The organism is Pseudomonas sp. YuFO8 (genome assembly GCF_035065025.1).
GTDB lineage: Bacteria > Pseudomonadota > Gammaproteobacteria > Pseudomonadales > Pseudomonadaceae > Aquipseudomonas > Aquipseudomonas putida_AE.
In genome coordinates, this window is sequence record NZ_JAXDEQ010000021.1 from 1 (window position 1) to 24,677 (window position 24,677).

Annotated in this window: 22 protein-coding genes and 3 pseudogenes; 7 read left to right on the forward strand and 18 right to left on the reverse strand. The window is 60.1% G+C overall.

The annotated features are described in order from the left end of the window. Positions 1–304: 304 nt before the first annotated feature. From SOP95_RS18905 to SOP95_RS18935, 7 genes are all read right to left on the reverse strand, one after another. Positions 305–1,093, reverse strand: coding sequence for a CpsD/CapB family tyrosine-protein kinase (locus SOP95_RS18905; RefSeq protein WP_274076944.1), 789 nt, complete (start codon positions 1,091–1,093; stop codon positions 305–307). An 11-nt stretch (positions 1,094–1,104) separates the two neighbouring features. Continuing rightward, the gene (locus tag SOP95_RS18910; RefSeq protein WP_274076943.1) at positions 1,105–2,667 is read right to left on the reverse strand and encodes a GumC family protein; all 1,563 of its coding nucleotides are present in this window, start codon (positions 2,665–2,667) and stop codon (positions 1,105–1,107) included. 20 nt (positions 2,668–2,687) lie between these two features. Then, complete coding sequence (locus SOP95_RS18915) at positions 2,688–3,776, reverse strand: hypothetical protein (protein ID WP_274076942.1); 1,089 nt, start codon at positions 3,774–3,776, stop codon at positions 2,688–2,690. Positions 3,777–3,832: 56 nt separating this feature from the next. Further along, complete coding sequence (locus SOP95_RS18920) at positions 3,833–4,390, reverse strand: polysaccharide biosynthesis/export family protein (RefSeq protein ID WP_323607915.1); 558 nt, start codon at positions 4,388–4,390, stop codon at positions 3,833–3,835. Between the two features lie 107 nt (positions 4,391–4,497). Continuing rightward, a complete protein-coding gene (locus SOP95_RS18925) occupies positions 4,498–4,977 on the reverse strand; it encodes a hypothetical protein (protein WP_323607916.1) in 480 nt (159 codons plus the stop codon). Positions 4,978–5,297: 320 nt separating this feature from the next. After that, complete coding sequence (gene mug, locus SOP95_RS18930; protein ID WP_323607917.1) at positions 5,298–5,816, reverse strand: G/U mismatch-specific DNA glycosylase; 519 nt, start codon at positions 5,814–5,816, stop codon at positions 5,298–5,300. Next, a complete protein-coding gene (locus SOP95_RS18935) occupies positions 5,809–6,435 on the reverse strand; it encodes a TetR/AcrR family transcriptional regulator (RefSeq protein ID WP_323607918.1) in 627 nt (208 codons plus the stop codon). Before SOP95_RS18935 ends, mug begins: the two co-directional genes overlap by 8 nt. Positions 6,436–6,534: 99 nt before the next feature. Here SOP95_RS18935 and SOP95_RS32190 point away from each other — a divergent pair. Then, a pseudogene (locus SOP95_RS32190) lies at positions 6,535–6,739 on the forward strand (HlyD family secretion protein); the annotation flags it as partial. A gap of 28 nt (positions 6,740–6,767) precedes the next feature. Next, a pseudogene (locus SOP95_RS18945) lies at positions 6,768–6,911 on the forward strand (LysR family transcriptional regulator); the annotation flags it as partial. Between the two features lie 157 nt (positions 6,912–7,068). Here the strand turns inward: SOP95_RS18945 and SOP95_RS18950 are convergent. From SOP95_RS18950 to SOP95_RS19000, 11 genes and pseudogenes are all read right to left on the reverse strand, one after another. Next, positions 7,069–8,745, reverse strand: coding sequence for a BCCT family transporter (locus SOP95_RS18950; protein WP_323607920.1), 1,677 nt, complete (start codon positions 8,743–8,745; stop codon positions 7,069–7,071). A 228-nt stretch (positions 8,746–8,973) separates the two neighbouring features. Beyond that, a complete protein-coding gene (locus tag SOP95_RS18955) occupies positions 8,974–10,221 on the reverse strand; it encodes an MFS transporter (RefSeq protein ID WP_274076935.1) in 1,248 nt (415 codons plus the stop codon). Positions 10,222–10,245: 24 nt separating this feature from the next. Further along, positions 10,246–10,617: an ethanolamine utilization protein EutQ gene (locus SOP95_RS18960; RefSeq protein ID WP_274076934.1), complete on the reverse strand. Its 372-nt coding sequence runs from the start codon at positions 10,615–10,617 to the stop codon at positions 10,246–10,248. After that, complete coding sequence (locus SOP95_RS18965) at positions 10,614–11,942, reverse strand: NAD(P)/FAD-dependent oxidoreductase (RefSeq protein ID WP_323607921.1); 1,329 nt, start codon at positions 11,940–11,942, stop codon at positions 10,614–10,616. Before SOP95_RS18965 ends, SOP95_RS18960 begins: the two co-directional genes overlap by 4 nt. 10 nt (positions 11,943–11,952) lie before the next feature. Then, complete coding sequence (locus tag SOP95_RS18970; protein WP_323607995.1) at positions 11,953–13,197, reverse strand: FAD-dependent oxidoreductase; 1,245 nt, start codon at positions 13,195–13,197, stop codon at positions 11,953–11,955. Next, positions 13,186–13,350 (reverse strand): annotated as a pseudogene (locus SOP95_RS18975) (rubredoxin); the annotation flags it as partial. The pseudogene SOP95_RS18975 and the gene SOP95_RS18970, both read right to left, overlap by 12 nt. A gap of 5 nt (positions 13,351–13,355) precedes the next feature. After that, positions 13,356–14,801, reverse strand: coding sequence for an aldehyde dehydrogenase family protein (locus SOP95_RS18980; protein WP_323607922.1), 1,446 nt, complete (start codon positions 14,799–14,801; stop codon positions 13,356–13,358). Between the two features lie 9 nt (positions 14,802–14,810). Beyond that, positions 14,811–15,998, reverse strand: coding sequence for an aromatic ring-hydroxylating oxygenase subunit alpha (locus SOP95_RS18985; protein ID WP_274076931.1), 1,188 nt, complete (start codon positions 15,996–15,998; stop codon positions 14,811–14,813). Positions 15,999–16,241: 243 nt separating this feature from the next. Beyond that, positions 16,242–17,159, reverse strand: coding sequence for a transcriptional regulator GcvA (gcvA, locus tag SOP95_RS18990; RefSeq protein WP_274076930.1), 918 nt, complete (start codon positions 17,157–17,159; stop codon positions 16,242–16,244). Positions 17,160–17,343: 184 nt separating this feature from the next. Beyond that, the gene (locus SOP95_RS18995; protein ID WP_323607923.1) at positions 17,344–17,760 is read right to left on the reverse strand and encodes an organic hydroperoxide resistance protein; all 417 of its coding nucleotides are present in this window, start codon (positions 17,758–17,760) and stop codon (positions 17,344–17,346) included. A 202-nt stretch (positions 17,761–17,962) separates the two neighbouring features. Next, entirely contained in the window at positions 17,963–18,292 is a 330-nt protein-coding gene (locus SOP95_RS19000) for a hypothetical protein (protein WP_274076927.1), read from the reverse strand. A 182-nt stretch (positions 18,293–18,474) separates the two neighbouring features. Between SOP95_RS19000 and potE the strand changes: the two genes are divergently transcribed. The 5 genes from potE (at position 18,475) to SOP95_RS19025 (ending at position 24,666) form a co-directional block, all read left to right on the forward strand. Further along, positions 18,475–19,884 (forward strand): putrescine-ornithine antiporter, encoded by a 1,410-nt coding sequence (gene potE / locus SOP95_RS19005; RefSeq protein WP_274076926.1) that lies wholly within the window; start codon positions 18,475–18,477, stop codon positions 19,882–19,884. Further along, on the forward strand, positions 19,881–22,166 hold the full coding sequence (locus SOP95_RS19010; protein ID WP_323607924.1) for an Orn/Lys/Arg decarboxylase N-terminal domain-containing protein: 2,286 nt from the start codon (positions 19,881–19,883) through the stop codon (positions 22,164–22,166). Before potE ends, SOP95_RS19010 begins: the two co-directional genes overlap by 4 nt. A 175-nt stretch (positions 22,167–22,341) precedes the next feature. After that, entirely contained in the window at positions 22,342–22,743 is a 402-nt protein-coding gene (locus SOP95_RS19015; protein ID WP_274076924.1) for a hypothetical protein, read from the forward strand. A gap of 177 nt (positions 22,744–22,920) precedes the next feature. Then, on the forward strand, positions 22,921–23,199 hold the full coding sequence (locus SOP95_RS19020; RefSeq protein ID WP_323607925.1) for a DUF3303 domain-containing protein: 279 nt from the start codon (positions 22,921–22,923) through the stop codon (positions 23,197–23,199). A gap of 198 nt (positions 23,200–23,397) precedes the next feature. After that, positions 23,398–24,666 (forward strand): OmpP1/FadL family transporter, encoded by a 1,269-nt coding sequence (locus tag SOP95_RS19025; protein ID WP_323607926.1) that lies wholly within the window; start codon positions 23,398–23,400, stop codon positions 24,664–24,666. Positions 24,667–24,677: the final 11 nt, after the last annotated feature.

The window sequence follows — 24,677 nt, forward strand, 5'->3', positions numbered from 1 at the left end:
TGAGGCCGTCTTCGCTGGCAAGCCAGCTCCTACAGGATTTGTGGGGTATGTTGGGTTTGTGGCTTGACACAGATCTGTAGGAGCCGGCTTGCTGGCGATGCGGTGGTGGCCGTTATGCCGCCATCGCTGCGATGCGGCGACCCGACAAGCCGCTCCTACAGGGGATCGAATACAGCCGTGAGAGATTGGTCGACCTTGAGGCCGTCTTCGCTGGCAAGCCAGCTCCTACAGTGGATCGGGAACGGCCGTGGAAGATGGGTCGGCTGTCAGGCCGCCTTCTGCGACGACCCGAGAAGCCAGAGCATTAGTAAGGACGTTTCGCCGGCCCGGACTTGTTCAGCACCGTGCCGATCAGGTTGGCCCTGCCCAGGTGATGCAGGCTTTCCTCGATCTCTTTCTTGGTGTTCATGCCATTGGCGACCACCAGCAGCACGCAGTCGAACTTGGGCAGGATGGTGATCACATCGTCCGAACTGAGCACCGGCGGCAAGTCGAAGATCACGACGCGAGAGCTGTAGCGATCGCGCAAATCCATGATCAATTCCCCCACCGCCGGCGACGACAGCACCTCGGTGGACAGCGGGACCGGTTCGCGTGTTGGCAGGACCACAAAACGCGGCAAGGTCGGATTGACCAGGACCTCCTGCAGTTCCGCTTCGTTGGTCAGCAACTCATTGAGCGATTTTTCCATCGGCAGCCCCAGGTAGTTACCCACCTTGGGACAACGCAAATCGAAATCCACCAGCAGCGCTGTCTTGGTCGTGTGGTGCGCGATACTCATGGCCAGGTTGATCGCCAACACCGACTTGCCCGCCTCCGGCGTCGGCGAGGTGATGGCGAGCGTGCGCCAGCCATTTTCCTCCATGGCCTTGAGGACCTGGGTACGCAGCAGGTCGAACGCCCAGCCCATGTTCGAATTCTTGTTGTAGGCGACAATGCGATGGCGCTCCAGGTGCTCTGCCCGCAGCGGTACAACCCTGGTTTGCACGTAACTGAGCGCATTGACCGGAGCAGGCTGCCCGGATGAAGAGATCACCAGGCCTGACGAAGGCGATTGTTCGCCCTTACCCAGAGGTGGCTTAATAATTTCCATCGCAATATTCCTTATTCAAACCGCGCCAGAGCTTTGAACATCAGCAGATCCAGTGGCATGTAGAGGAAGTGCAGGAGCACCAGGGAGACCACGATCGACACGACGCCACAGAGCACCAGTATCGTTCGCCACTGTTTGCGACGATCCAGTTCCGCCTGGGTATGAATGTAGGGAATGGCTACCAGTACGCGCCTGCCCAGTACACTGGTCAATGCGTCGACACCACGTACCCGCTGGCTCAGCATCTCGAGCAGCATCACCAGTGCACCCGCCCCTACCGGCGCGAGCACAAAGCCCAGGGCCACGACTTTCTTGCGGTTCGGCCGCACTGGTTTTTCCGGCATCAGCGGCGCCTCGAGCAGCACAAAACGCTCGGCCTTGTTTTCCTGCTCGAGGCTTTCGGTAATCTTCGCACTCATCTCCTTGGTGCGAATTTCCTCGTATTTCTTGCGGGCGTTTTCATGGTCGCGCATCAGCGTGACCAGGCCGCGCTCCACTTGCGGCGCCTCGAGAATCTGGCTCTCCAGGGTCGCGATCTTGTTGAGCAGTTCCTGCTTCTGCGAAGCCAGCGAGCGCATGCGCTGTTCCGAGCCGGCGATGCGCGCCTGCACCCTGGCCACGTCCAGGCTGACCGGGGTGACGGAACTGCCGCGGCCCTGGGTTGCCTGCATGGCGGCAATCTTGCGTTTGACCGCCCGTACATCCGGGTGGGCATCCGTATACATCGCCTGCAACCGGGCGTACTCGGCCTTGAGGCTGGCCAGGTCCTGCACGGGTTCAGCCACCGCACCCGCCGTAGCCGCCCTGGTCGCCAGACCGGCATGGGCCGCCGACAGTTCCAGGTCCTGGAAGCGCAACTCTTCGTTGGCCGCCTTGTAGTCGCGGTCGATATCCTTGAGTTCGAGTTCGGAGCGCGACAACATGTTCATGCGCAGCTCCTGATGCTCGGGCAGCGCGTTGCCGTGGGCCTGCTTGAAGTCCGCCAGCTTGTTCTCCAGCACTTCCAGCTCGGTGCGCAGCTTGTTCGCTTCCTGGGTCAGGAACTCGGTGGTTTCACTGGCGCGCTCGGTGCGCTGCTTGATGTTCTCGTTGAGGAACAGCGTCACCAGTTCCTTGGCCACTTCGTTGGCCACTTCCGGCTCCCGGTGCTCGAAGGCCAGGCGAAAGGCAATCGTCACTTCGCCTCGCCCCTTGACCGCCGCACTGACCAGGGCGACGGAAATCGCATTGCGCATCTCTTCGATCTTTTCGGTCAGGGTCAGTCGCCGGCTGCCCGTTTCGAAAAGATTGTACTTGTTGATGATCGCCTCCAGATGCTCGCGGGTCATCACGCGCTGGCGGATGACCTCGATGCGCTCGTCAGCAAAGGTATTGTTGTTCCCCGCCACCAGGTCCGGTGATATCTGCTGCGACTCGACCAGGATAGTCCCGGACGACTGATAGATCGGTGGCATGGACGTCGCCACCAATACACTCGCCCCGATTATCACGGCCACAGTCACAATCAACAGCACGGCCCGGTGTTTGATTACTGCAATGTAGTCGTTGACCGACATTTCGTATTCAGAGGACATAAATACCACGCTGCTGAAGGTCAGAAGTCGGGGTGACTATAGATCAAGGTCATCCCTATGATGTTGGCATCGGCGTTTGGCAAGCCGTCTCGCTCGCGCTCTTTGTAGGTGAAGGATAGGCGTGCAAGCCAAAAAGGCGAGAGTTCGCGACTCACATAGGCGCCGTATGTGCGAAAGGTACTGGGCGCATCCCCTTTGGTTTCCTGCCAGGAGCCATCAACACCGACACGACTGGTCTCGTCGAGCAGATAACTCACATTACCCCGTAGCTCATCGGATTCGACCAGGCCGTCCTCGCCGTTGGCGATCGTGCTACGACTGGCTTCGACGAAGGACTCGAAACGCTCACCGGTGTAACGCAGGTTCACGCCACCCTGGCCCGTGGGGCCACTGTCGCTGTCGGAAACCTTGTTGACGCCGCCGTACACCGATCCCGTGAACCGCTCCGAGATCTGGTAGTTCACGCCGACCACCGGGGTGTAGCTGTTCGAGGAGCCAAGGGTAGTCTCGTCCTTGGGCTCATAGCGCGTCGCTTCGAAACGGGTGAACAGTTCGGTCCGCTCATTCCATTGATAAAGCCAGCTGAAACGGTTGGTCAGCTCATCGTAGTTGGTCAGCGAATCGGTGTCGTATTCGACATGGGTGAGGTCGATTTCGTTGACCAGGGTACTGCGCTCGGTCACCGCACTTCGCCAGTTACCGCCGATGTTCGAGAGCTTCTGCGTGCCGTCGGTCGAGTCTGTTACACCGGTCTGCTGGACTTCCGTGGAAAGCGTCGAACTCTCGATGTACCGCGCCGTGAGTCCATAGCTACCCTTTTCGGTCTCACGCTGCCAGCCAAACGACAGCCTCGGATCTTCTCGATTGGACACGACGTCGGTGTCGGACGAGCGCTCGACATTGACACCCAGGCCAAACTTCCACTGATCCCGATCAAAATTACCCACCAGCGTGTAATCGGGGGCAATGATCGTTCGAGTCACCGCTTTCTCGTCACTCGTCAAGAGCAATGGATTGCTGTCGTGCTCGACTGTCATGGGCAGCGCAACTTCCGACTGCCAGGTGCCGGCGTAGGTCATGCCGGAACATGGCAAAGTCAATATTGCCATCACCACTCCGGTTGTTTGCAATGAACGCAAGTTAATCCTTAATGCATCGCGCAATGTCAGGGAACGACCAGCGTATCGCCGGCCTTAAGTTCGTAGTTAGTGGACATGTCACTCCCGGAAATGAGAGCGCTGTAATCAACGGGCATTACTTTCTGGGTTTTCCCTTCGCGCCGCAAGAGCTTGATTTCGTCCTTGTCCGCAAACTTGTCGAGGGGCCCGGTTTCGCCCAATAGTTGCAGGACATCGGTATCACCGGCCAACTGCACCTTGCCAGGCTTGAGTACTTTGCCCTGGACATAGACGACATTGCCCTTGGCCTCGGTGACAACAACGCTGACCACCGGATCGGGATAATATTTGGTGAGTTTTTCAGTGATTATCTTTTCAGCTTGAGACGTATCAAGCCCTTTGACCTTGACCGGCCCTGCCAGCTTCAAAGTGATGTAGCCATTGGGCAGCACATCGACGCGCTCTAATTTCTCCACTGGCTCGCCCCAGATGGACACTTCAACCTTATCTCCAGAATTCAGGAGATAGGGGCTGTCTTCGGCGGCACGGGCCACGCTGGGCACAATAGCCAGCGCACACAGTGCAGGTAACAGTAAACGCAGCATCTGAATTCCTCCGCCTGGTTAGCACATCTAATGAGGATCAACCGTAACAATCAGCGTCCTCTTTAAAGCTGTAACACCTGGAAAAACCTGTCTCGTAAAACTGGCACCTAGATCTTGCGCCGGTTGGCAACAACGATGAATCCCAATAGTGCGGAAGAGAATAACCATACAACCGCAGAGACCGGCAGTGCATTGGGTTGAGTGTCGTGGAACGCCGTTTCTCCAGTCAGTCCCTTGTCCTGGACTGGATCGATCGCGAATGCCTGCGTGGCAACTTTCGTCATTAAACCGTCGCACGCTGAAGTATTGACGGAAGCACTTGCTCCCGACTTGGATCCAGAATCAGCGCTCGCAAGTTGAGCACTTTGGGTATCTGGCGAAGAGCCACCAAGGCCTGTGCCAAGGCTGGCAGTGGCAGCAGTGGCAGCCCCTGTCGAAGCCACGGCGGCTTGAGCCCGTGCCCCTTCGCAAGCGCTGCTTATGCGACTAATTTCATTGGGCAAATTGGCCGCATGGGCAATGGAAGCGGCTACTCCATTCAGAGTCGCAAATAACACCATCAACTTAATGAAAACTGTCGTCCGCATATAACCGCCTCCCTGCGCTGAGGGTTTGCAATTGGTCGGTTGAAGAAATCTGAATCAGGCTAAATGGAGCCTATAAGCAGATAGCCAGTACGTCAATAGCACGTCACAATAATAAATAGAAATATAAAACGCAGCCGAATAACGTCAAAAAAACGCCGCAATGGATCCAAGCAACGTGCCAGAGACAGCAAGTGATTCTGTGCGCAGCAGCCTCGCAAAAAAACGCTGTCAAACGCACGACGTTCACTTAAATGAATGCAATGAAGATGCCGTCGAGTGATACGTTGATCGCTTCGTATGGAACAAGCGGCGCCCTCGCGTTAAAACAGGCGCGCGCCTGCAGCCACGTACAGTTGGCGGTAGGAATCCACCAGTTGCTCAAGGGTAAAGGCGCGATTTCGCCCACTGGGATTGGGCAGGACCCAGACCGCGGCATTGCCAAAGGTTTTCGGCTGCGGCCCCCAGGCAACGTCGCGCTGGGCGGACAAGGCGCAGTACGCCGCCTTGCCGAGAAATGCCACGAAACGTGGCGCAAACCTGCTTATCTTTTGTTCGAAGGCCGCCGCGGCCGCGACAAATTCATCGGTCGACAGCTGATCCGCCCGCGCCGTCGGTCGCTCGACCACCGCGGTCAAACCACAGCGATATTCGATGATGGACCTGTCTCGTTCCGGTAACAGTTGCTGTGACGTAAAACCGGCGAGGTGCAGGGTGCGCCAGAAGCGATTGCCGCGCCCGGCAAAATGGTGCCCCTGGGCCGCGGCCGTCACGCCGGGGTTGATGCCACAAAACACCACGTCCAGTTGCTGCGCCAATATATCGTCGAGCCCCTCACCCACCGCAGATCACATCGACCGCATTAGATGCGAGCGCCGTCAGTTCTGCCCGGGACTTGCCCGCCCGCGCACGGATCGAAATGCTGTGCAGCAGCGATGAAGCCAGTACAGCCAGCGCCCCTGGATCGACATCGCTCTTCAACTCGCCGGCTTCAATGGCGGTGCGCAGGCGCGCCTCCAGGTCGGCATCCAGCCGGCCCAGGCGATCGCCCAGCACCTCACGGATCTGCGAATCCTCGACCGCCTCGGTCGTTGCCGTGCCAATCGCGAAACAGCCGCGTGGCTGGCCATCGCCCGAGAAGTAGATCGACAGCTGCCCCTCATAGAAACGCATCAGTGCCTGGCGCAAGGTCAGTGCGCTGTCACTCAGCGCGGCCTGCATGTCGGCGGCGGCGAATTCCCAGTACTGCTCGAGCGCCTTGATGTAGAGGGAATGCTTGTCACCGAAGGCCGCATAGAGGCTGGGACGGTTCATTCCGGCCGCCGTGGCGATGCTGTCCAGGGAGGCGCCGGAATAGCCGGTGCTCCAGAACACACCGAGGGCTTGTTGCAGCGCTGTCTGCGGGTCATACGCGCGGGGCCGGCCGCGGCCTTTACCCTCTGCCACTTTATTTTGTTCCATATCGTACAAAATCCTTGCAGGAAGGTGGTGAGGGGATATTTTTACACCATCGCACAAAAATAAGGAACCACGAATTCCTTGATCCATGTCTGTTCAAGCGAAGTGCTGTTTCGCCTCGACCCCAAGCCTCTGCAGATCACGATCGAGCGTGCCCAGGCGCAATTGAGTGTGGCGCGGCGGCGCATCGATGGGCTCAAGGCCAGCTGCCGTCAACAGCAGGTTGAACGGCAATCGGCCAAGGAGTCGGCGGACTTCGACCAGAAGGGATTTTGCCCGCAAGAAAACCTTGGTCGCCACCGAGTTCGGTCCCGGGCCATTCATGAGCGCGGGCCGGCCTCAAGGCACGCACCCTGGTACGGGTATTGCCGCAATTTCATTTTGAAGAGTTGAATCTGTTTGCGATCTACCCTTCACGAAAATTCGTCGATGCAAAAATAAAAACCTGGGTGGAGTTTCTCAAGGACTACCTGCCCGGAAAAAAAACTAAAAACCATCTGAGGATGGAGTGTCGACCCAACCGGGTTGGTTCATTCGGTAGAGACGATGCTAGGGGTTTAGCCCGGCGCCAAACAGCGCAGCGCCGGACAAACACTGTTAACAAAATGAGGGGGAATGCCCCAACGATGGCGCGCCTTAAGCCTGTGCAGAAGCCAACGAAGCCACACGCACCCCACTCGATTCCGATTCACGGCGCTCAATTCCCGGCAAAACCTCTGCCGCAGGCGTCCACGCCGGCACACTCGGCATCTCCTTGCGCAAGCTGTGAATCAGGGTGTACGACATCACCAGCAGCAACATGGCGATCGGCAATCCGGCGGCGATACTCGCCATCTGAATGGCCTTGAGTCCCCCGGCGAGCAGCAGGCCCGCCGCAATCGCCCCTTCCAGAATGCACCACAGCAACCGGATCCAGTTGGGCGGATTGGTGCTGCCCAGGGCACACAAGGTGCACAACACCTGGGTTCCGGCATCTGCCGTGGTGACAAAGTGCACACCCAGCAACACGCACACCAGTATCGAGAGAACGGCGCCAACAGTAGGGCCATCCAGTGACTGGACCAGCGTGAACATCGCCGCCGTGGTTTCTTTCTTGGTGGCAAGCAGCACCGTGCCGCCTTCGAACTTCGGTTGCTCCTGACCCACAACCTGGCTGGCAACGGATGCCTGATAAGCCTGGCGATCCTGCTGTTCGTTTTTCAGCGCAGCGCCACCGAACACCGACATCCACAGGATGGTCACCATGGTCGGCACCACCAGCGCCCCGATCACCAGTTCACGGATGGTCCGGCCTTTGGAAATCCGCGCAATGAACAGGCCGACAAAAGGACCCCAAGTCATCCACCATGGCCAGTAGAACGCCGTCCACCAGTTTTGCCATTCGCTGTCTTTCTGCGTGTCCATCCAGAAGCTGAGGCCGACGATGTTTTGTACATAGTCGCCGGTGGATTCGAACATCAAGTTGAGGATGTAGCGAGTTGGCCCGATAGCCAGTACCGCCAACATCAAAATAAATGACAGGTACATATTAAGCGTGGAGATACGCTTCATACCCTTTGACAGCCCGGCAAGTAGCGAAATGCAGGCAATAATACTCACAACCAGAATGATCGATAACTGCAACCCGATACTGACCGGAATACCGAATACCTGATGCAGCCCGGTATTGATCTGCGCAACGCCCAGACCGAGGGACTGCGAAACACCAAAGGCCGTAATGACGACACCCATGATATCGACAACATGGCCGATCCAGCCGTAGATGCGGTCGCCAATCAGCGGGTAAAGCAGCGAACGCAGGGCCAGCGGCAAGCCTTTGCGGTAGGCAAAGTAGGCCAGGCTCAGGCCGATCATGGAGAAGATCGCCCATGGGTGCAGGCCCCAGTGGAACAGGGTGATGCGCATCGCCAGGGTGGCCGACTCGTCCGTCAGGCCCTTGGAAAACGGGTTGTCGGCATAGTGCAGCATGGGTTCGGCCACGGACCAGAAAATCAGGCCGATGCCCATGCCCGCACTGAACAGCATGGCAATCCATGAAGCGAAACTGAACTCGGGCCGATCGTGCTCGGTGCCCAGTTTGAGATTGCCGAAACGGCTGACGGAGATATACAGCAGCAAACCGAGTACGCCACTGATCAGGGCGATGTAATACCACTTAAAGTTATGCAGGATAAACACCGAAGCCATTTCAAAGGCCTTGGCTGCCTGCTCGTCTTTAAATGCACAAAACAGAACAAATGAGATCACCGCCAATATCGAAGCGACTGTCACATTCGGGTTCAAGCCTTTTAACACGCCTGATTGCGCACGCATTGTTTTCCCCTTTTGTTTTTGTTTAAGGGTTTTAGAGAGTATTCCGCAAGATACTGACCCCTTGATATCGAATGACATCAGGGCGCTGTATATCTTCAGATTAATTCCGGTCTAACTCGGTTTTGGCAGCATCGCCAAGATGATTGAAACCTGACCATCGTTCAAACCATTTTTATTCACCGACTCATGAGAAAAACGCATCAATAAATCCGGCTCGCCCTCCTCCACTTAACGCCCGTCGACGCACTCACCCACAGGGTCTGCCACCGAAACCAGGTTAGAGCTGGCAATCCCGTTTGGCGTCACCGGATGATGCAGTGGCGCATCCTTTTGCAGGTGCTTGCCCGTGACTTTCGCCTGGCCTACGCACAGTGCGAGCAACGCGGCGCTGCCGGCATAGAAAAAGTAGAAGCTTGAGGTGCCGAAGAACTCCATCAGCACACCCGCAATCAGCGGACCGATGCAGGCGCCGACACCAAAGGTGATCAACAACATGCCCGACAGCGAAACGCGCAGTTGCGGCTCCATGTTGTCGTTGGCCAGCGCCACGCCCAACGGGTAGAGGCAGAACTGCAGAAAGCCGATCGCCGAGCCGAACCACAGCAGAGTCACGAATGCAGGCGCTTGATTGAAGCCCAGCGGCAGGCTGATGAGCACCAGCAAGACCGCCACCGCGCGGATCAGACTTGCCCGAGGCAGACGATCCGAGAGCCAGCCCAACGGCAACTGCGCCAACAGCCCGGCACCGATGGTCAACGCCATGAGCTGGCCGACCTGTGCTGTTTCCAGTCCCTGTTTGCTGGCATAGATCGCCGCCAGCCCGTAGAAGCTTCCATTGATCATGCCGGACACCAGAATCGTCACCAGGGACTGCGGAATGCGCCGCACAAACAATCGCAGGTCGATCGAAGCCGCGGGCACCGCCGTCGGATGGGCGCTGCGAGTGAGTGCCACCGGCACCGAGCACAGCGCAAACACCATCGCCACACCCAACAGCGCACGGATTCCCAACCCCTCGTCGAGACTCAAGGCCAACTGACCAAGCATCATGCCGACGTAGCTGGCGACCATGTACAGCGCCAGCACGCTGCCGCGCTGCTCGGTCCGGGCCTGGTCGTTGAGCCAGCTTTCCAGCACCATCAGCTGGCACATCATGGCCAGCCCGACCAGCCCCCGCAGCACCAGCCAGAAAGGCAGGGACGTACTGAACTCATGCGCCAGAACCGCTGCCGCAATCAGTCCGGCACAGGCCGCATAGGTTCGAATATGCCCGACCTGTGCGATCAGGCTGCGCCCGACCCAGCCACCCAGCACCATCCCCAGAGCATTGGCGGCCATCAACGCACCACCTGCCGTTTCACTCGCCCCCATCGCATTGAGGCGCAGTGCCAGATAGGTCATCAGCAAAGTCGATCCCAGCTGCATCAACAGGCTGGCCAGATAAAGAGCACCGAAGGTTTTTGTCAGTCTTATCACCGTGCGATCCCCGAGAATTGCGCTTCAAGCCAAGCCGTGAATTTGCTTCCAGTTGCCGGGGTGAACCACATACCCGAACAACGCATGCCCGCCATAAACCAGTTCGGTGCCTTCGGGAATCCACAGCAACTGCCCGGGCGTGACCTCAAAAAGCTCGTCACCAACGCGCAATTCGAAGCAACCCTCGATCACGAAAATCACCTCGTCGTACAGCACCGTCCAGGCCACTTGCGCACCTTCCCAGCGGGCAAAACCCACGCCGATGTTCGGCGAGATTTCGTTGCTGAGGGCTCGCGCCACGTACGCGGCGCCTGGCGGGCCGCCGCGAAAGGTGAAGTCCAGGTCCTGATGGTCGATGCGCAGCACCCGGCGGTTGCCGTTATCCGCCTGGCTCATAGCTCACTCCGGCTGGTCCAGGCCGCCAGGCGAATGCGCGAGCGAACGCCCAGGCCGAGAAAAGGCTCCGGTGGGTTGAGCGAGGGCATGCCGGTCACCGCGCGGATATCGTTGAGCTGTACCGAATCGGCACCCACCGCCAGATCAGCCAGCATCGTCCCGGAGATGGTGCCCCAGGCCGCGCCGACGCCGTTGTCGCACGCCGATGCGTAGACACCGTTTTCCAGTTCGCCAAAAAAGTTGGTGAAGTTGCGCGAGATGGCGTAGACGCCGCCCCAGGTATGGCTGAAAGGCACCCCGGCCAGTTGCGGGAAACGCGCCAGGAAAGCCTTGCGGTGCGAGTCCTGTATTTTCGAACGCATGGCATCGCTGGTGCTGCGGCCGTATTTGGGCACGTGCTTGTAGGTGTTGCGGATGATCAGGCGGCGGTCCTGGGTCATGCGCACCGTCGTGCCGGCGTGATCCGCCGGGGTCAGTCCCCAGTCCAGTTGGCCGCCATAGGTGGCCAGTTCCGCATCGGTCAACGGGCGGGTCCAGCTGGCAAAGGTCATGACCGGCAACAGGCGATTGCGCAGATAGCCGAACTCCTGGGTGAAGATACTCGTGCCCAGGAGCAGCTGTGGGGTACGGATCTGCCCTGCCGTGCCGTGCAGGATCCAGCCGCCACGGCCGTCGCGCTCCAGGCGCTGGATCGGTGATTCTTCCAGCAACTCGACATTGGCCGGCAAGGTCCGGGCCAGCCCCGTGACCAGAGCCGCCGGTTGCATCAGGTAGCAACCGGGGGTGTAGATCGCGCCACTGTAATGACCGGTGCCCAGCACCTTGGCCAGCTCGGCGCTATCGGCCCGGCGGAACGGTTCGCCAAGGTCACTCATCAGGCGTTCGAAATGCTCCAGGTAGGCCAGGCCACGTTCGCCGACGGCGCCCTGGTACTTGCCGGCATGGGACCATTGGCAATCGATCCCACGGGTTTGCACCAGGCCTTGCAACTGCGCAATCGCGGCGCGGTTGAGCGACAGCAACCGCTGTTTGTGCGCGGGGTCCGGATGCTCCAGCGCGAACTTGTGCGGCAGGTCGATCACAAAGCCCGAGTTGCGCCCGGAAGCCCCATGGGCGACCCGTTGCGCATCCACCAACAGGATACGGGCTTGCGGATGATGTTCGGCCAGGCGACGGGCCGCGGCCAGGCCGGCAAAGCCCGCGCCGATCACGGCGTAGTCGGCACGCTGTTCGCCGGACAGGCGCTTGCAGGCCGGTTGTTCGGGCAGCGCTGCATACCAGCCGCAACTCGCATCGTCATAAGGCAGGTTGATCGTGTTTTTCATGGGTCTGGCCTCAGGCGACAGCCTGCTGGGTGTGCTGACAGGATTGCAGCAATGCGCTGCGTTGCGTTTGCGCTTGGCGACCGAGCAGGACAAAGCCGTTGAGCTGGTCCTGGGTGTCATAAAAACCGGCGCACAAGCCATCCTCGGTCGGCGTGCAGCGCCATTCGCCTTCGCAAGCGATGGCAGGCGCCAACAGGCACAGCGGCGCGGCCGGAGTCTTGACCGTGACGGGCATCAAGGGGTAGTCGACGGCGGTCGGTTGGCCGAGCAGGGTTTTGCTCAGCGCCTGGATGCCCTGGTTGATCGGCGCCAGGTAAGGCAGCAGCTGCCCGCCAATCTCGATGCAGTCACCCAGGGCGTAGATGCCCGGCACAGAGGTTTGCAGCTGCGCATTCACTTGAATGCCTCGTCCAACCGCCACGCCGGCACTTTCGGCCAGGCTCAGGTCGGGGCGCAGACCGACGGCAGACAACACCAGGTCGGCCTCCAGGGTGCGACCATCGGCGAGTGTCAGGCGATAGCCCTGTCCCTTGGAGTCGATGGCTTGCAGGGTGTTCTGCAGATACCAGTTCACTCCCAGTTCACCCAGCGCGTGCTGCAACATCTGCCCGGCGTCGACGGGCAACAGGCGCTCCATCGGCCAGCGGCCCAGACCGATGACATCGACGTCAAAACCGTTGTGGGCCAGGTCGTTGGCAAACTCGCAGCCGATCAGGCCGTCCCCGAGGATCGCAACACGTCGCACGCCGCCCAGGCGCTCACGGAAGCCGTGATAGTCCTGCAGATTATTGACGCTGATCAGCGCTGAAGTATCGCCCTGGATCGGCAAGCGGATCGGTTGCGCACCGCTGGCGAGGACCAACTGGCCGTACTCCATGTCACCGAAGCTGGTGCGCAGGCGCCGCGCCGAACTATCGATGCCCAGTACCTTGCAGTGCGGATAGACACGCAGGTTCAGACGCTGCTCGATGGCCAGCGGCGATTCGCCGGACAAAGCCTCGGCGCTTTTGCCTTGGGACAGCCCGATCGAGAGCGCGGGTTTGGAGTACAGGTGACCGGACTCCTGGGTCAGCACGCGGATCTCGACCTTGGGGTCAGCCTTGCGCAACGCCTGGGCCAGGCCGTAACCGGCATAACCGCTGCCGATGATGACGATCGGCTGACGCGGCGACGGTGCGGCGACAGGCAGCGGCGGCGCGCTGAGCGGCACGCTGGCGACAGCGGCCGCCTGGGTGTACTCACTGATATCGAGCATCTCGAAATCGGACTTGCCCACGTGGCATTCGGGGCACATCCAGTCTTCGGGGACATCTTCCCAACGGGTGCCGGCGGCGATGCCGTCCTGGGGCCAGCCCAGGGCCTCGTCGTAGATCAGGCCACACACGATGCAAAGCCAGGTCTTGAACATACTATTCACTCCCCCGCCACCCGGATGGCTACGTTCTTGGTGCGCACGTAGCTGTACAAGGCTTCCTGGCCCTTTTCCCGACCAAAGCCCGACAGACCGACGCCGCCAAACGGTGTTTCAATGCCGCCGGCATACCATTCGTTGACGAACACCTGGCCGGATTTCAAGCGGCGGGTGCAGCGCATCGCGCGGCTGATGTCCTGGGTGAACACCCCGGCCACCAGGCCGAATTCAGTGCCGTTGGCGATGGCAATCGCCTCGTCTTCGGTGTCGAACGGCATGATGGCCAATACCGGCCCGAACACCTCTTCCTGGGCAATGCACATCTGCGGGGTCACGTCGCGGAACACGGTCGGGCGCATGAAATGCCCGGCCCGATCAGCGAAGGCTTCACCACCGGTGACCGCTATCGCGCCGTCTTCCACTGCGCGACGGCACAAGTCTTCGATGCCCGCCAGTTGCCCGGCGCTGACCACGGGAGTGAGGTCGGCATCGTCCTGACCCAGGCCGACGCTGAGCCCCTGGGTCATGGCGACGACGGCCTCGACCACCTCCTCATAAATCTCGCGCTGCACCAGCAGCCGCGACATCGCCGAACAGACCTGACCAGCATTAAAGAAGATGCCCGACTGGACGCTGGCCAGCAGCTGCTCGCGGTCCGCATCGGCGAAGGCGATCGCCGCGGACTTGCCGCCCAGTTCCATCACGCTGGGAATCGCATGCTGGGCGGCATCGCGCAGGATCGACTGGCCGGTCGGTACGGAACCGGTGAACACGATCTGATCGACAGCGCGATGGCTGACCAGATACGCACCGACTTCGCGACCGCGGCCGCAAATCAGGTTGACCGCGCCGTCGGGCAAGCCGGCCTTGGCAATGGCGCGGATCAGCACGCACACGCCCAGTGGTGAAAGCTCGGGGGACTTGATGACCACCGCATTGCCCGCCGCCAGGGCCGGGGCCAGCGAACGGGCGCAGATCGACACCGGGAAATTCCACGGCACGATCTGGGCCGAAACGCCCATCGGGTCGTACAGGGTAAAGTCCATGTAGCCATTGCCCAGCGGGATCGACGTGCCCTCGATCTTGTCGGCCATGCCGGCGTAATACTCGAAGTAGCGCGCCGCCTCGATGAACTCGTCCCGGGCATCGCAAAGACGCTTGCCGTTTTCCTGGCACAGCACCCAGGCGCCCTCTTCGGCCACAGCGCGAATTTCCTCGGCAATGCGCAGCAGCCAGGTGACCCGCTGCGCAGGACGCGCACGGGTCAGCTCAGCGCTGTCGGCACAGCGGCGGGCAGCCAGCAACGCCTGCTCGGCATCGGCAACACTGGCCTGGGCAATGGTCGCAACCGGCTTGGCCGTTCCCGGGTTGTGCACCGCCAGATGCTGGTCGCTGTCGCGCCATTGACCGTCGATGTAATTGAGCCAGTGGGAGGCTATCGGATACATGGGACCTCCTCAGGCAGACGGTGTGGTGGCGAGCAGTTGACGCGCGGCCCACTGGTGGAAGAAGTGCGTCGGGATGTCCATTTCCGGAGAGAACGCCCCGCCCTTGTAGCCTGGGGAATGACGGCCTTTCTGCATGCCTTCGACCGAGCTGATGTCTTCGGCGAACACCACTTTCCAGGACTCAAGGATCGCCTCGCGGCAAGCGCTGAACTCATCGCTGCCCGCCGCGTCGTCGCCCACATAGAACAGGCGCAGGTGTTCGATGGTGCGTCCCGGCGAGACCGGCTCCAGCTGCATGGCGAAGGCATGGTCGGCCTGGATGCCGAGCAGCACGTTGGGGAAGAATGCGACATATTCGGCGTTGCGCAGGCGATCCAGCGGCCAGGCCGGGAATTTCGGCAGATGCGTGCCGGCAACATCCGACAGGTTGTAGGCGTAGCTGCCCTGGCCGGCGAAATGCTGGTCAAAAATGATGTTGTAGTGGTCTTCCAGGCGCGAGTACGAGTTCAGGCTCGGGTGCACCCACGGCAGGTGGTAGGCTTCGCAGTAGTTTTCCACGGCCAGCTTCCAGTTGCAGTTGATGTCCAGCGTGGTGGCGTCATGACCCGGACGACGGCGCAGCAGGCTCATGCCGTCCTCACCGAGAAACTGCGTCCAGCGCGTGGTCAAGGGCGCCAGCATGTCTTCGAGCGGTTGTGCGTCGCCGGACAGGTTGATGAACACCATGTCCATCCAGATCGCGCTGCGGATCGCTTTCAAGCCATGTTTTTCACAGGCGAAGCGGTCGTCCTTGTGCTGGTCGATACCGCCGACATGGGGAGTGCCGCGCAGCCCGCCATTGAGGTCGTAGGTCCAGGAATGGTAAGGGCAACGAATGACGCCCTGCACCTCACCGGCCTCCTCCACGAGCTTCATGCCGCGGTGGCTGCAAACGTTATGGAACACCTGCACCAGGCCTTCGCGGTTGCGCATCAGCAGCAAAGGCAAGCCCATGAAATCGACAGGTTTGACCGAACCGGCCTTGCCCAGATCACTCGCGAAACCGACACAGGCCCAGGTTTTACCCATGACCTGATCGCGCTCAAGCTCGAAGTAGCGTTGCTCGGTATAGAACTCGTTGCCGAGGCCGGTCGCTTCGTGGATCGGATTGAGGACGGTTTCAAGCTGATGCACAGGAATTTGCTGGATGCTGCTCATTATTGTTCTCCCCTGCTGGGCACGGTATTGGAAGGTCGGCAGGCGCATTGGCCAAGGTCCGCTGGCAGCCAGTTTGGGAAAACAGGGGGTGTCACGACAAACGATATTTGCGGCGCGACTCATGACTTTTTGTCATAAATATACGCATGCGAAAGTGGCCGCTCGGCATTAAAAATACCGAGGGTTCGAGATATGAGACTTAGAGTGATTCAGTGGGTCTGAATGACAGCCATGGCAACTTCGTTACTCGTCGTCCTGCGGCGCTGGCAGTTGATTCATCAGCCAGGTGCGAAAGCGTTTTACACTTTGCCGCATGCCAGAACGCGTCAAGGGTTCCAGCAAACAGAACTGGGCGTCTGTGCGTAACACGGTGTCGAGCGGTCGTACCAGGGCACCCTTGTGCAGGTGATCATCGACCAGATTCGACCAGGCCAGCGCAATACCCTGTCCGCCGATAGCCGACTGGATCAGCATCGAGTAGCTATTGATATTGATCCGGCGCTTGGGCTCGACGTTTTTCAGACCCAGGCTGCGGAACCATTCGGGCCAGCCGATCCAGTCCCGCTGCGGGTCGTCGAGGAACAGCCAGGTGCAGGCTGCCAGGTCCTCAGGCTTGCTCAAGTCTGGATGCTTGGCCAGGTAAGCGGGGCTGCACACCGGGAAGACCTCTTCGGAAAACAACGGCGTGACCTGCATGTCCCTGGGCGGCGTCCGGCAGTAATACAGGGCCAGGTCACAATCCAGGCGAGAGAAATCCTTGACCTGGTCATGGGCGATGATCCGCAGGTCGATCTCTTCGTTTTCCCGTTGGAATTCACTCACTTTAGGCAACAGCCAAAGTGAAGCCATCGCGGTACTGGTGGCGACCGTCACTTGCCCGGCGCCCTGCCAATGGCGAATTTCACCCGTGGCCTGGGCCACCTGCAGCAATGACGCACGGACCGTTTCATAATATTGGCTGGCTGCCGGGGTCAGGTGAATCGTGCGGGTGGTGCGTTCGAACAGAACCTTGCCCAAATAGTCTTCAAGCAGTCGAACCTGTCGACTGATTGCCCCTTGGGTGACGTTCAATTCCTGCGCAGCCAGGGTAAAACTCAAATGCCGCGCTGCCGCTTCAAACGCGACCAGGCTGTTGAGTGGCGGTAAAGGGTGGATTTTCATACAAGGCAGGTCACGTCGTTATTATGTTTTATCGCGGCAGTCTAGCCCCTGCCGTAGCGGGTGGACAGCGGCATCGATAGCTCGCTGCCGGATGCTTCAGACGCAGACCTGGATTGGGTAAATAGCCATTATTGCAGGCGCTGGCGATGCTCTTCCCTGAACTGTCGCCAGGACCTTTTTCAAATCAAACGAGATTGACCGTGACGTTGATGTTGTTGCGGGTGGCTTTGGAGTACGGGCAGTACTTGTGGCCGGTATCCACGAGTTTTTGCGCGGTTTCGCGATCCAGGCCCGGCAGGCTCACATTCAGCCGTGCCTGCAGCAGGTAGCCGCCTTCATTGGTGCCCAGGTCGACTTCGGTGTCGACGGCAACGTCCTTGGGCAGTGCAACTTTCAGTTCCTTGGCGGCGACACCCATCGCGCCAATGAAACAGGCTGACCAACCGGCGGCGAACAGTTGCTCCGGGTTGGTGCCGCCGCCACCGGCGCCAGGCGACGATAGCTTGATATCGAGAATGCCGTCGGAACTGCGCGATGCGCCATCCCGGCCGCCGGTGGTGTGGGTTTTTGCGGTGTACAGGACTTTTTCGAGCTGGGTCATGATGATCTCCTGATTGAATTGAGGTTCATGCAATGTCAGGTGAATCGGCCTTCCGGCTGGGTGCCAGGCATTCAATATAGACGGCGTTGCCCGACCCGGCGCCCGATCCGACAAAGGCCATAAAATCAAAAGATCGCAGCCTGCGGCAGCTCCTACAGGCCACGGTATTGTAGGAGCTGCCGCAGGCTGCGATCTCTTGATCTTACTTACGCGCCAACTTGTACTTCAAACAATCATCATAAAAACTCTGCCGAACCGCCGCCGGTTTGATCCGCGTCGGGCTGTCGTAAGTTTGTTCGGTAATGCCCATTGCCATCATCCGCATCCACGACTTGGCGAACTTGTACGACTGGATTTTTTGCCGCGCCGCATACAGCGAAACCCCGGACAACTTGAGTTCCTGGGCTCTTGCCGCGGTGCCCGCGCCCCAACTGCACATATAAGTATCACCGGGCTTCAGTTCCTTGGCCTGGGCAGAAACCGTAAGACCCGCGACGCCGAAAGAGATCAGCACGACCCAGACATTGCGCATTTGCATTCCACCTAACCGCCTGAAAATGAAGCGATTCTGGCGACAAGCGGAGAACATGGGGGCCAGCATAATGCCTTCTGTGCAATTCCTTGACCTGCATCAGTAAACGAAAGTCATTTTCTTGCGACATTTCAAAACTTTGCTATAGCTAAGCTCTCTCCGCCAACTAAAGAGGCAACGGAATGTCAGTCGCAAAGAAAATGAGTGTGGGGCAACTGACGATGTTGACTGCAGTCAACATGTTGGGCTCAGGGATCATTCTACTTCCCTCTAAACTCGCGGAAGTCGGGGGAATTTCGATACTTTCCTGGCTGATCACTGCCACCGGTTCACTGGCATTGGCCTATGCCTTTGCACGATGCGGGATGCTCAGCCGAAAAACGGGGGGCATGGGCGGATACGCCGAGTACACCTTCGGCAAGGCCGGTAACTACATCACCAACTACACCTATGGCCTCTCGCTGTTGATTGCCAACGTGGCGATCAGCATTACCGCGGTCGGCTATATCCAGGAGCTGTTCCACATTCAACTGGATTCGCTGCAAGTGGGCCTGGCGACCATTGCGCTGTTGTGGATCACCACGTTCGCCAATTTTGGCGGTGCGCGGATTACCGGCCGGATTGGCGCAGTCACCGTCTGGGGCGTGATTGCGCCGGTGGTGCTGGTGTCCACCGTGGGCTGGTTCTGGTTCGACAGCAGCGTTTACGCCGCTGGCTGGAACCCGCACAACATGGGCTGGCTCGACGCCGCGGGGGCCTCGGTAGCGATCACCTTGTGGGCCTTCCTCGGCCTGGAATCGGCGTGCGCCAACACCGATGCGGTGGAGAACCCCGAAAAGAACGTACCGATCGCGGTTCTCGGCGGCACCCTCGGCGCGGCGGTGATCTACATCGTGTCCACCAATGTCATCGCCGGCATCGTCGACAACCCGGAACTGGCCGCCTCTACCGCTCCGTTCGGCCTGGTCTTCGCCAAGATGTTCACCCCCCTGGTGGGCGACATCGTGATGGCCGCGATGGTGCTGGCCTGCATCGGCTCGCTGCTGGGCTGGCAGTTCACCATTGCCCAGGTCTACAAAAGCTCGGCGGACACCGGTTACTTCCTGTCGATCTTCGCCAAGTCCAACAAGGCCGGAACCCCGATCGTCGGCATGCTGGTGCTGCTGGCCGCGCAAACGGCGCTGGGTTTCCTCACCATCAGCCCGGACCTCAGTAAACAGTTCGACACCCTGGTCAACCTCGCGGTGGTCACCAACCTGGTGCCCTACATCCTCTCCATGGCCGCGCTGATGACCATGCAGAAGGTGTCCAACGTACCGGCCGGCAAGGCGCTGGCCACCAACATCATTGCCTGGGTGGCCGCGGCCTACAGCTACCTGGCGCTCTACAGTTCGGGCGAGCAGGCGCTGATGCTCGGCGGCGTGGCGACCATCTTCGGCTACACGCTCTTCGGCTTCGTCAACAACCGCCTGATTCGCCTCGAAGCGCTCAACAACAGCGTGCCGACGCAAACTGTCAGCGCGCAGCACCTCACTGGCAAACCGGTGCCGGTGAACAGCCTGAATAAAGCCACTCTGGAGGTTAACGCATGACGGACTATAAACATTCACTCGGGATGCTCGCGCTATTGGTCAGCGACCCGGCGGACAAGCGCACGGTGTTTGGCCGCGCCCTGGATCAGTTGGTCAGCGACGTAGAGGGTCGTGGCGTCAGCGTACTGGCCTCGGAAAGCCTCAGCGATGCGGCGTCGATCCTGCGTTCGGACCCGGCCGTGCAATGCGTGCTGATCAGTTGGGAAATGGACACCAGCAAAGATCACGAAGACTGCATCAAGTTGCTGGTCAAACTGCGCGAACGCAACACCCGCGTGCCGGTGTTCCTGATCAGCGACCGGACCACCGCGTCGAGCATTCCTTTATTGGTCATGCAACACGCCGACGACTTCATCTGGCTGCCCGAAGACACCAGCCGCTTCCTCAGCGGACGTATCATGGCGGCCATCGAGCGCTATCGCCAGGCCGCCCTGCCGCCGATGTTCGGGGCGCTGGTGAAGTTTGCCAGGTCCTACGAATATTCCTGGCACACCCCCGGTCACGCCGGTGGCACGGCGTTTCTCAAAAGCACTGCGGGCCGGGCGTTCTACGAGTTCTTCGGGGAAAACCTGCTGCGTTCCGACCTGTCGATCTCGGTCGGTGAACTGGGTTCGCTGCTCGATCACAGTGGCCCCATTGGCCAGGGCGAGCGCTACGCGGCCAAGGTGTTCGGCGCCCATCGCACCTACTACGTCACCAACGGCTCGTCGATGTCCAACCGCGTGATCCTCATGGCCAGCGTCACGCGCAACCAGATCGCCCTGTGCGACCGTAACTGCCACAAGTCCGCCGAGCACGCGATGACCCTGTCGGGGGCGCTGCCGACCTACCTGGTGCCGACGCGCAACCGCTACGGCATCATCGGCCCGATCCTCCCGCAAACCCTGAGCGCCGAAGGCGTGAAAGCGGCCATTGCCAACAACCCGATGGTCAAGGACGGCATCGACCCGACGCCGGTCCACGCGATCATCACCAACTCCACCTACGACGGCCTGACCTACAACGTCACCCGCGTCGAAGAGCTGCTGGGCCAGAGCGTCGACCGCCTGCATTTCGACGAAGCCTGGTACGGCTACGCGCGTTTCAACCCGCTGTACCGCGACCGCCACGCCATGCACGGCAGCCCGGACGATCACGATGCGTCGAAGCCGACCGTGTTCGCCACCCAGTCGACCCACAAGTTGCTGGCGGCCCTGTCCCAGGCCTCGATGATTCACGTGCGCAACGGCCGTAATCCGATCGAACACGGGCGTTTCAACGAGTCGTACATGATGCACGCCTCGACTTCGCCGAACTACGCGATCATGGCCTCCTGCGACGTCAGCTCGGCGATGATGGAAGCGCCCAGCGGGCAGATCCTCACCAGCGAATCCATCGAGGAGGCTGTGTCCTTCCGCCAGGTCATCTCGCGCATGCACCACGAGATGCGGAGTAAGGACGACTGGTTCTTCACCTGCTGGCAGCCGCCGACCGTGCAGGTGGGCAATGCCACCGTGCCGTTCCACGAAGTCGATCCTGTGTTGCTCAAAACCGAGCCGAACTGCTGGGTACTTCACCCCAACGAGGTGTGGCACGGTTTCGGTGACATCGAGGAAGGCTACTGCATGCTGGACCCGATCAAGGTCTCGGTGCTCAGCCCCGGCATGGGTGATGACGGCAATCTACTCCCGACCGGCATCCCGGCGTGCGTGCTGACCGCGTACCTGGGGCGCCAGGGCATCGTCGTCGAGAAAACCACCGACTTCACCATCCTGTTCCTGTTCTCCATCGGCATCACCAAGGGCAAGTGGGGCACCCTGGTCAACGCGCTGCTGGACTTCAAGCGCGACTATGACGACAACGTCGAACTGGAGCTGTGCCTGCCGGATCTGCTGGCCGGTAACCAGACCCGCTACGCCGGCATGGGCCTCAAGGACCTGGCTGACGAAATCTTTGCCGCCATGAAGCAACACAAGACCACCTCGGCCATGTCCCAGGCATTCGGCACGTTGCCGCAAGCGGTGTTCAGCCCGGTGGAGGCCTACGAGAAACTGGTGCGCAACGAGATCGAACTGGTCACCCTGGAACAGGCCGCCGGGCGCATCGCCGCCACCGGTATCGTGCCGTATCCACCAGGTATTCCGTTGCTGATGCCGGGTGAGAACGCCGGGGCTGCCGACGGTCCGTTGCTGGCCTATCTCAAGGCGCTGGAAGCCTTCGACAAATCCTTCCCGGGATTCACCCATGACACCCACGGGATCGAAGCCGAGGCCGGGGTTTATCGGATGCTGGTACTGAAGTAGACAAGCCAATGTGGGAGCTAGCCTGCTAGCGATGGAGTGTCAGTCGACATCAATGTGGATGACCCACCATCGCCAGCAGGCTAGCTCCCACAGGGGGTCTCATTCCACATCTGGATCTACGTCGGTCCAAATGCCTATGGGCAAATTCAATCACAGCGCTCTATGATTGAACCCCATGACCACCTCCGCTCCGATCCGCCAACCCTGCCCGCCCGGTGCCTGCGACTGCGGGCGTGACCCGCTGCTGGAAACACCCGGCGCGGACCTGCGCATCCTGTTTTTGACCCGCACCGAAGAAAAACGCCTGGTCGACCGCCTGGAAAACCTGCAAAGCCTCCAGGACCTCGAGCACCTGCAACGGCGGATGTTCGAGCAGTTGGGTATCCGCGTGGACATCGTGCCCAGCTTCAACGAAGTGCGGACCATGCGCGGCATCGGCATCCAGGTCGGTGAACTGCCGGGGCTGTGCCGCAAGACCCGCGCCTCGATCCCTGCCGCGATTCGTCGCGCCATGGAAAAACGCCCGGAAATCGCCTACGACCTGCTCAACGCCAACGACCTGTTGCGCGATACCTGACACCCCGAACAAGATCGACGGTCGTACGTGAAGTGCGCGGCGCTGCTATGCCTTCTCAAGGGAGCAAGCGTTTCAGGCCAGGCAGGATGACCCTGGCAAGGCAAACGTGACCGTGGTCCCGGCGCCAACCCGGTGCGCGCAGACACACAGGTGCCAATCCCTGGAAGGAGGTGGCAGATGTTATTCATCGTCAGCTGGAAAATCAGTACGGCCAATCGCAACAGTACGATCGAGCGCTTTCTCAAGACCGGCGGCGCGCCACCGGACGGCGTCAAGATGCTCGGGCGCTGGCACGCCGTCGGCGGCGCGGCCGGTTTTGGCATTGCAGAGGCCAACGACGCGGTACCGATCCAGCAGTGGGTACTGCAATGGAGCGACCTGATGACCATGAAGGTCCAGGCGGCACTGACCGACGAACAGGTGGCGCCTCTACTGGCAGCCACTGCCGACAGGTAATGGCATCGAGGCGGCGAGGCAATCTCGCCGCCTTGACTCGGGGAGGCTGGAGCTGGCGGTTTAACTTACCCAATGACTGGATTTTTCAGCATAAATACCTACGCTCTTTCGCGAGTGATCCAAAATCCTGGGGCCGTCACGGGACTTCTTCCAGGGGATTAACGCCAGTACATCATGGTCATTTGCGCAGGTGATCCCATGCAGGTAAAAACATCCGCCCTGCCCGCCGTCACCCTGTTAGCACTGTGCTGCCAGCAGGCCTACGCCGGCGGCATCATGCTTTACGAAATCGGCACCGATAACGCAGGCCTGGCCAACGCCGGTGCCGCTGCCCGAGCCCAGGGTCCCTCGACGATCGCCAGCAATCCGGCGGGCATGAGCTATCTGCCGGGCACGCAAATCACCGGTGGCTTGCAGGTGCTCTACGGTAACTTGGAGTTCAATCGCGACGGCGACACCAATGTCCCGGGCAGTGGCAGTGGTAACGCCCTCGATCCGATTCCCGGCGGCAGCTTCTTCATCACCCATGAACTGGACGACCACTGGAGCATCGGCTTTGGCCAGTACGCCGACTTTGGCCTGGCGGTCAATTACGACAACGATTGGTCCGGGCGCTACTTCTCGCAGAACGCCAGCCTCGGCGGTCTGTCTCTGGTGCCGAGCGTGGCTTACCGCTTCAACGAGCAATGGTCGGTAGGCGTCGGCGTCAAGGCCATGTACGGCATGCTGCAGGCACAGACCGCCATCGACCGCTCGCCATTCGGCTTCACCGACCGTGGCGACGGCCAGTTCAAGTACAAGGACGAGGATTGGGGTTTTGGCGCGAACGTGGGGGTGATCTACGCCCCGCAAACCGGCACGCGAATTGGCCTGACCTACACCAGCAAGGTCGATCTGGACTTCGAAGACGGGCTGGACATCAAAGGCAATGGCCCGGCATTGGACAGGCTCAATGGCCTGAACACCCAGCTCGATCTGACGGTGCCACAAACCGTGACCCTGAGCCTTTTCCAGCAACTGGATCGGCAGTGGGCCCTGCTCGCCTCGGTCAACTGGCAGGACTGGTCGGAGTTCGGCGAGGTCGGCGTGCAGGTCGACACCACGTCCATCGATGCGCGCTCGACTACAATCGATGCCAACTACAAGGACACCTGGCAACTGGCGCTCGGCGCGCAGTACCAGGCCACGCCGCAACTGCTGTGGAACGTCGGCGTGGCATACGACAGCAGTCCCGTTTCGGACAGCGACCGCACGTTGACCGTGCCAATGGCCGAATCCTGGCGCATTGCCACAGGAGCCACCTATGCTGTGAACAAGGACACCGACGTCAACGTCAGTTGGGCCATGGTCTATCTTGGGGATATGCCGGTAGACCAGACCAAATCCACGTCGGGCAATCGAGTTTCCGGTCAGTTCGACACTGCCTGGATTTCGGCCCTGACCGGCAACATGACCTGGCGTTTCTGATAGTTAAAAAA

Excerpts from the sequence above, each read along its gene's own strand:
- SOP95_RS18960 (WP_274076934.1), bottom strand. The coding sequence starts at position 10,617 with ATGAGCCAGGCGGATAACGGCAACCGCCGGGTGCTGCGCATCGACCAT.
- SOP95_RS18915 (WP_274076942.1), bottom strand. The coding sequence starts at position 3,776 with ATGGCAATATTGACTTTGCCATGTTCCGGCATGACCTACGCCGGCACC.
- gcvA (WP_274076930.1), bottom strand. The coding sequence starts at position 17,159 with ATGAAAATCCACCCTTTACCGCCACTCAACAGCCTGGTCGCGTTTGAA.
- SOP95_RS18935 (WP_323607918.1), bottom strand. The coding sequence starts at position 6,435 with ATGGAACAAAATAAAGTGGCAGAGGGTAAAGGCCGCGGCCGGCCCCGC.
- SOP95_RS19010 (WP_323607924.1), top strand. The coding sequence starts at position 19,881 with ATGACGGACTATAAACATTCACTCGGGATGCTCGCGCTATTGGTCAGC.
- SOP95_RS19015 (WP_274076924.1), top strand. The coding sequence starts at position 22,342 with ATGACCACCTCCGCTCCGATCCGCCAACCCTGCCCGCCCGGTGCCTGC.
- SOP95_RS18910 (WP_274076943.1), bottom strand. The coding sequence starts at position 2,667 with ATGTCCTCTGAATACGAAATGTCGGTCAACGACTACATTGCAGTAATC.
- SOP95_RS18970 (WP_323607995.1), bottom strand. The coding sequence starts at position 13,197 with ATGCTCGATATCAGTGAGTACACCCAGGCGGCCGCTGTCGCCAGCGTG.
- SOP95_RS19025 (WP_323607926.1), top strand. The coding sequence starts at position 23,398 with ATGCAGGTAAAAACATCCGCCCTGCCCGCCGTCACCCTGTTAGCACTG.
- potE (WP_274076926.1), top strand. The coding sequence starts at position 18,475 with ATGTCAGTCGCAAAGAAAATGAGTGTGGGGCAACTGACGATGTTGACT.
- SOP95_RS18950 (WP_323607920.1), bottom strand. The coding sequence starts at position 8,745 with ATGCGTGCGCAATCAGGCGTGTTAAAAGGCTTGAACCCGAATGTGACA.
- SOP95_RS19000 (WP_274076927.1), bottom strand. The coding sequence starts at position 18,292 with ATGCGCAATGTCTGGGTCGTGCTGATCTCTTTCGGCGTCGCGGGTCTT.
- SOP95_RS19020 (WP_323607925.1), top strand. The coding sequence starts at position 22,921 with ATGTTATTCATCGTCAGCTGGAAAATCAGTACGGCCAATCGCAACAGT.
- SOP95_RS18905 (WP_274076944.1), bottom strand. The coding sequence starts at position 1,093 with ATGGAAATTATTAAGCCACCTCTGGGTAAGGGCGAACAATCGCCTTCG.
- SOP95_RS18980 (WP_323607922.1), bottom strand. The coding sequence starts at position 14,801 with ATGTATCCGATAGCCTCCCACTGGCTCAATTACATCGACGGTCAATGG.
- SOP95_RS18920 (WP_323607915.1), bottom strand. The coding sequence starts at position 4,390 with ATGCTGCGTTTACTGTTACCTGCACTGTGTGCGCTGGCTATTGTGCCC.
- SOP95_RS18965 (WP_323607921.1), bottom strand. The coding sequence starts at position 11,942 with ATGAAAAACACGATCAACCTGCCTTATGACGATGCGAGTTGCGGCTGG.
- SOP95_RS18925 (WP_323607916.1), bottom strand. The coding sequence starts at position 4,977 with ATGCGGACGACAGTTTTCATTAAGTTGATGGTGTTATTTGCGACTCTG.
- SOP95_RS18995 (WP_323607923.1), bottom strand. The coding sequence starts at position 17,760 with ATGACCCAGCTCGAAAAAGTCCTGTACACCGCAAAAACCCACACCACC.
- SOP95_RS18985 (WP_274076931.1), bottom strand. The coding sequence starts at position 15,998 with ATGAGCAGCATCCAGCAAATTCCTGTGCATCAGCTTGAAACCGTCCTC.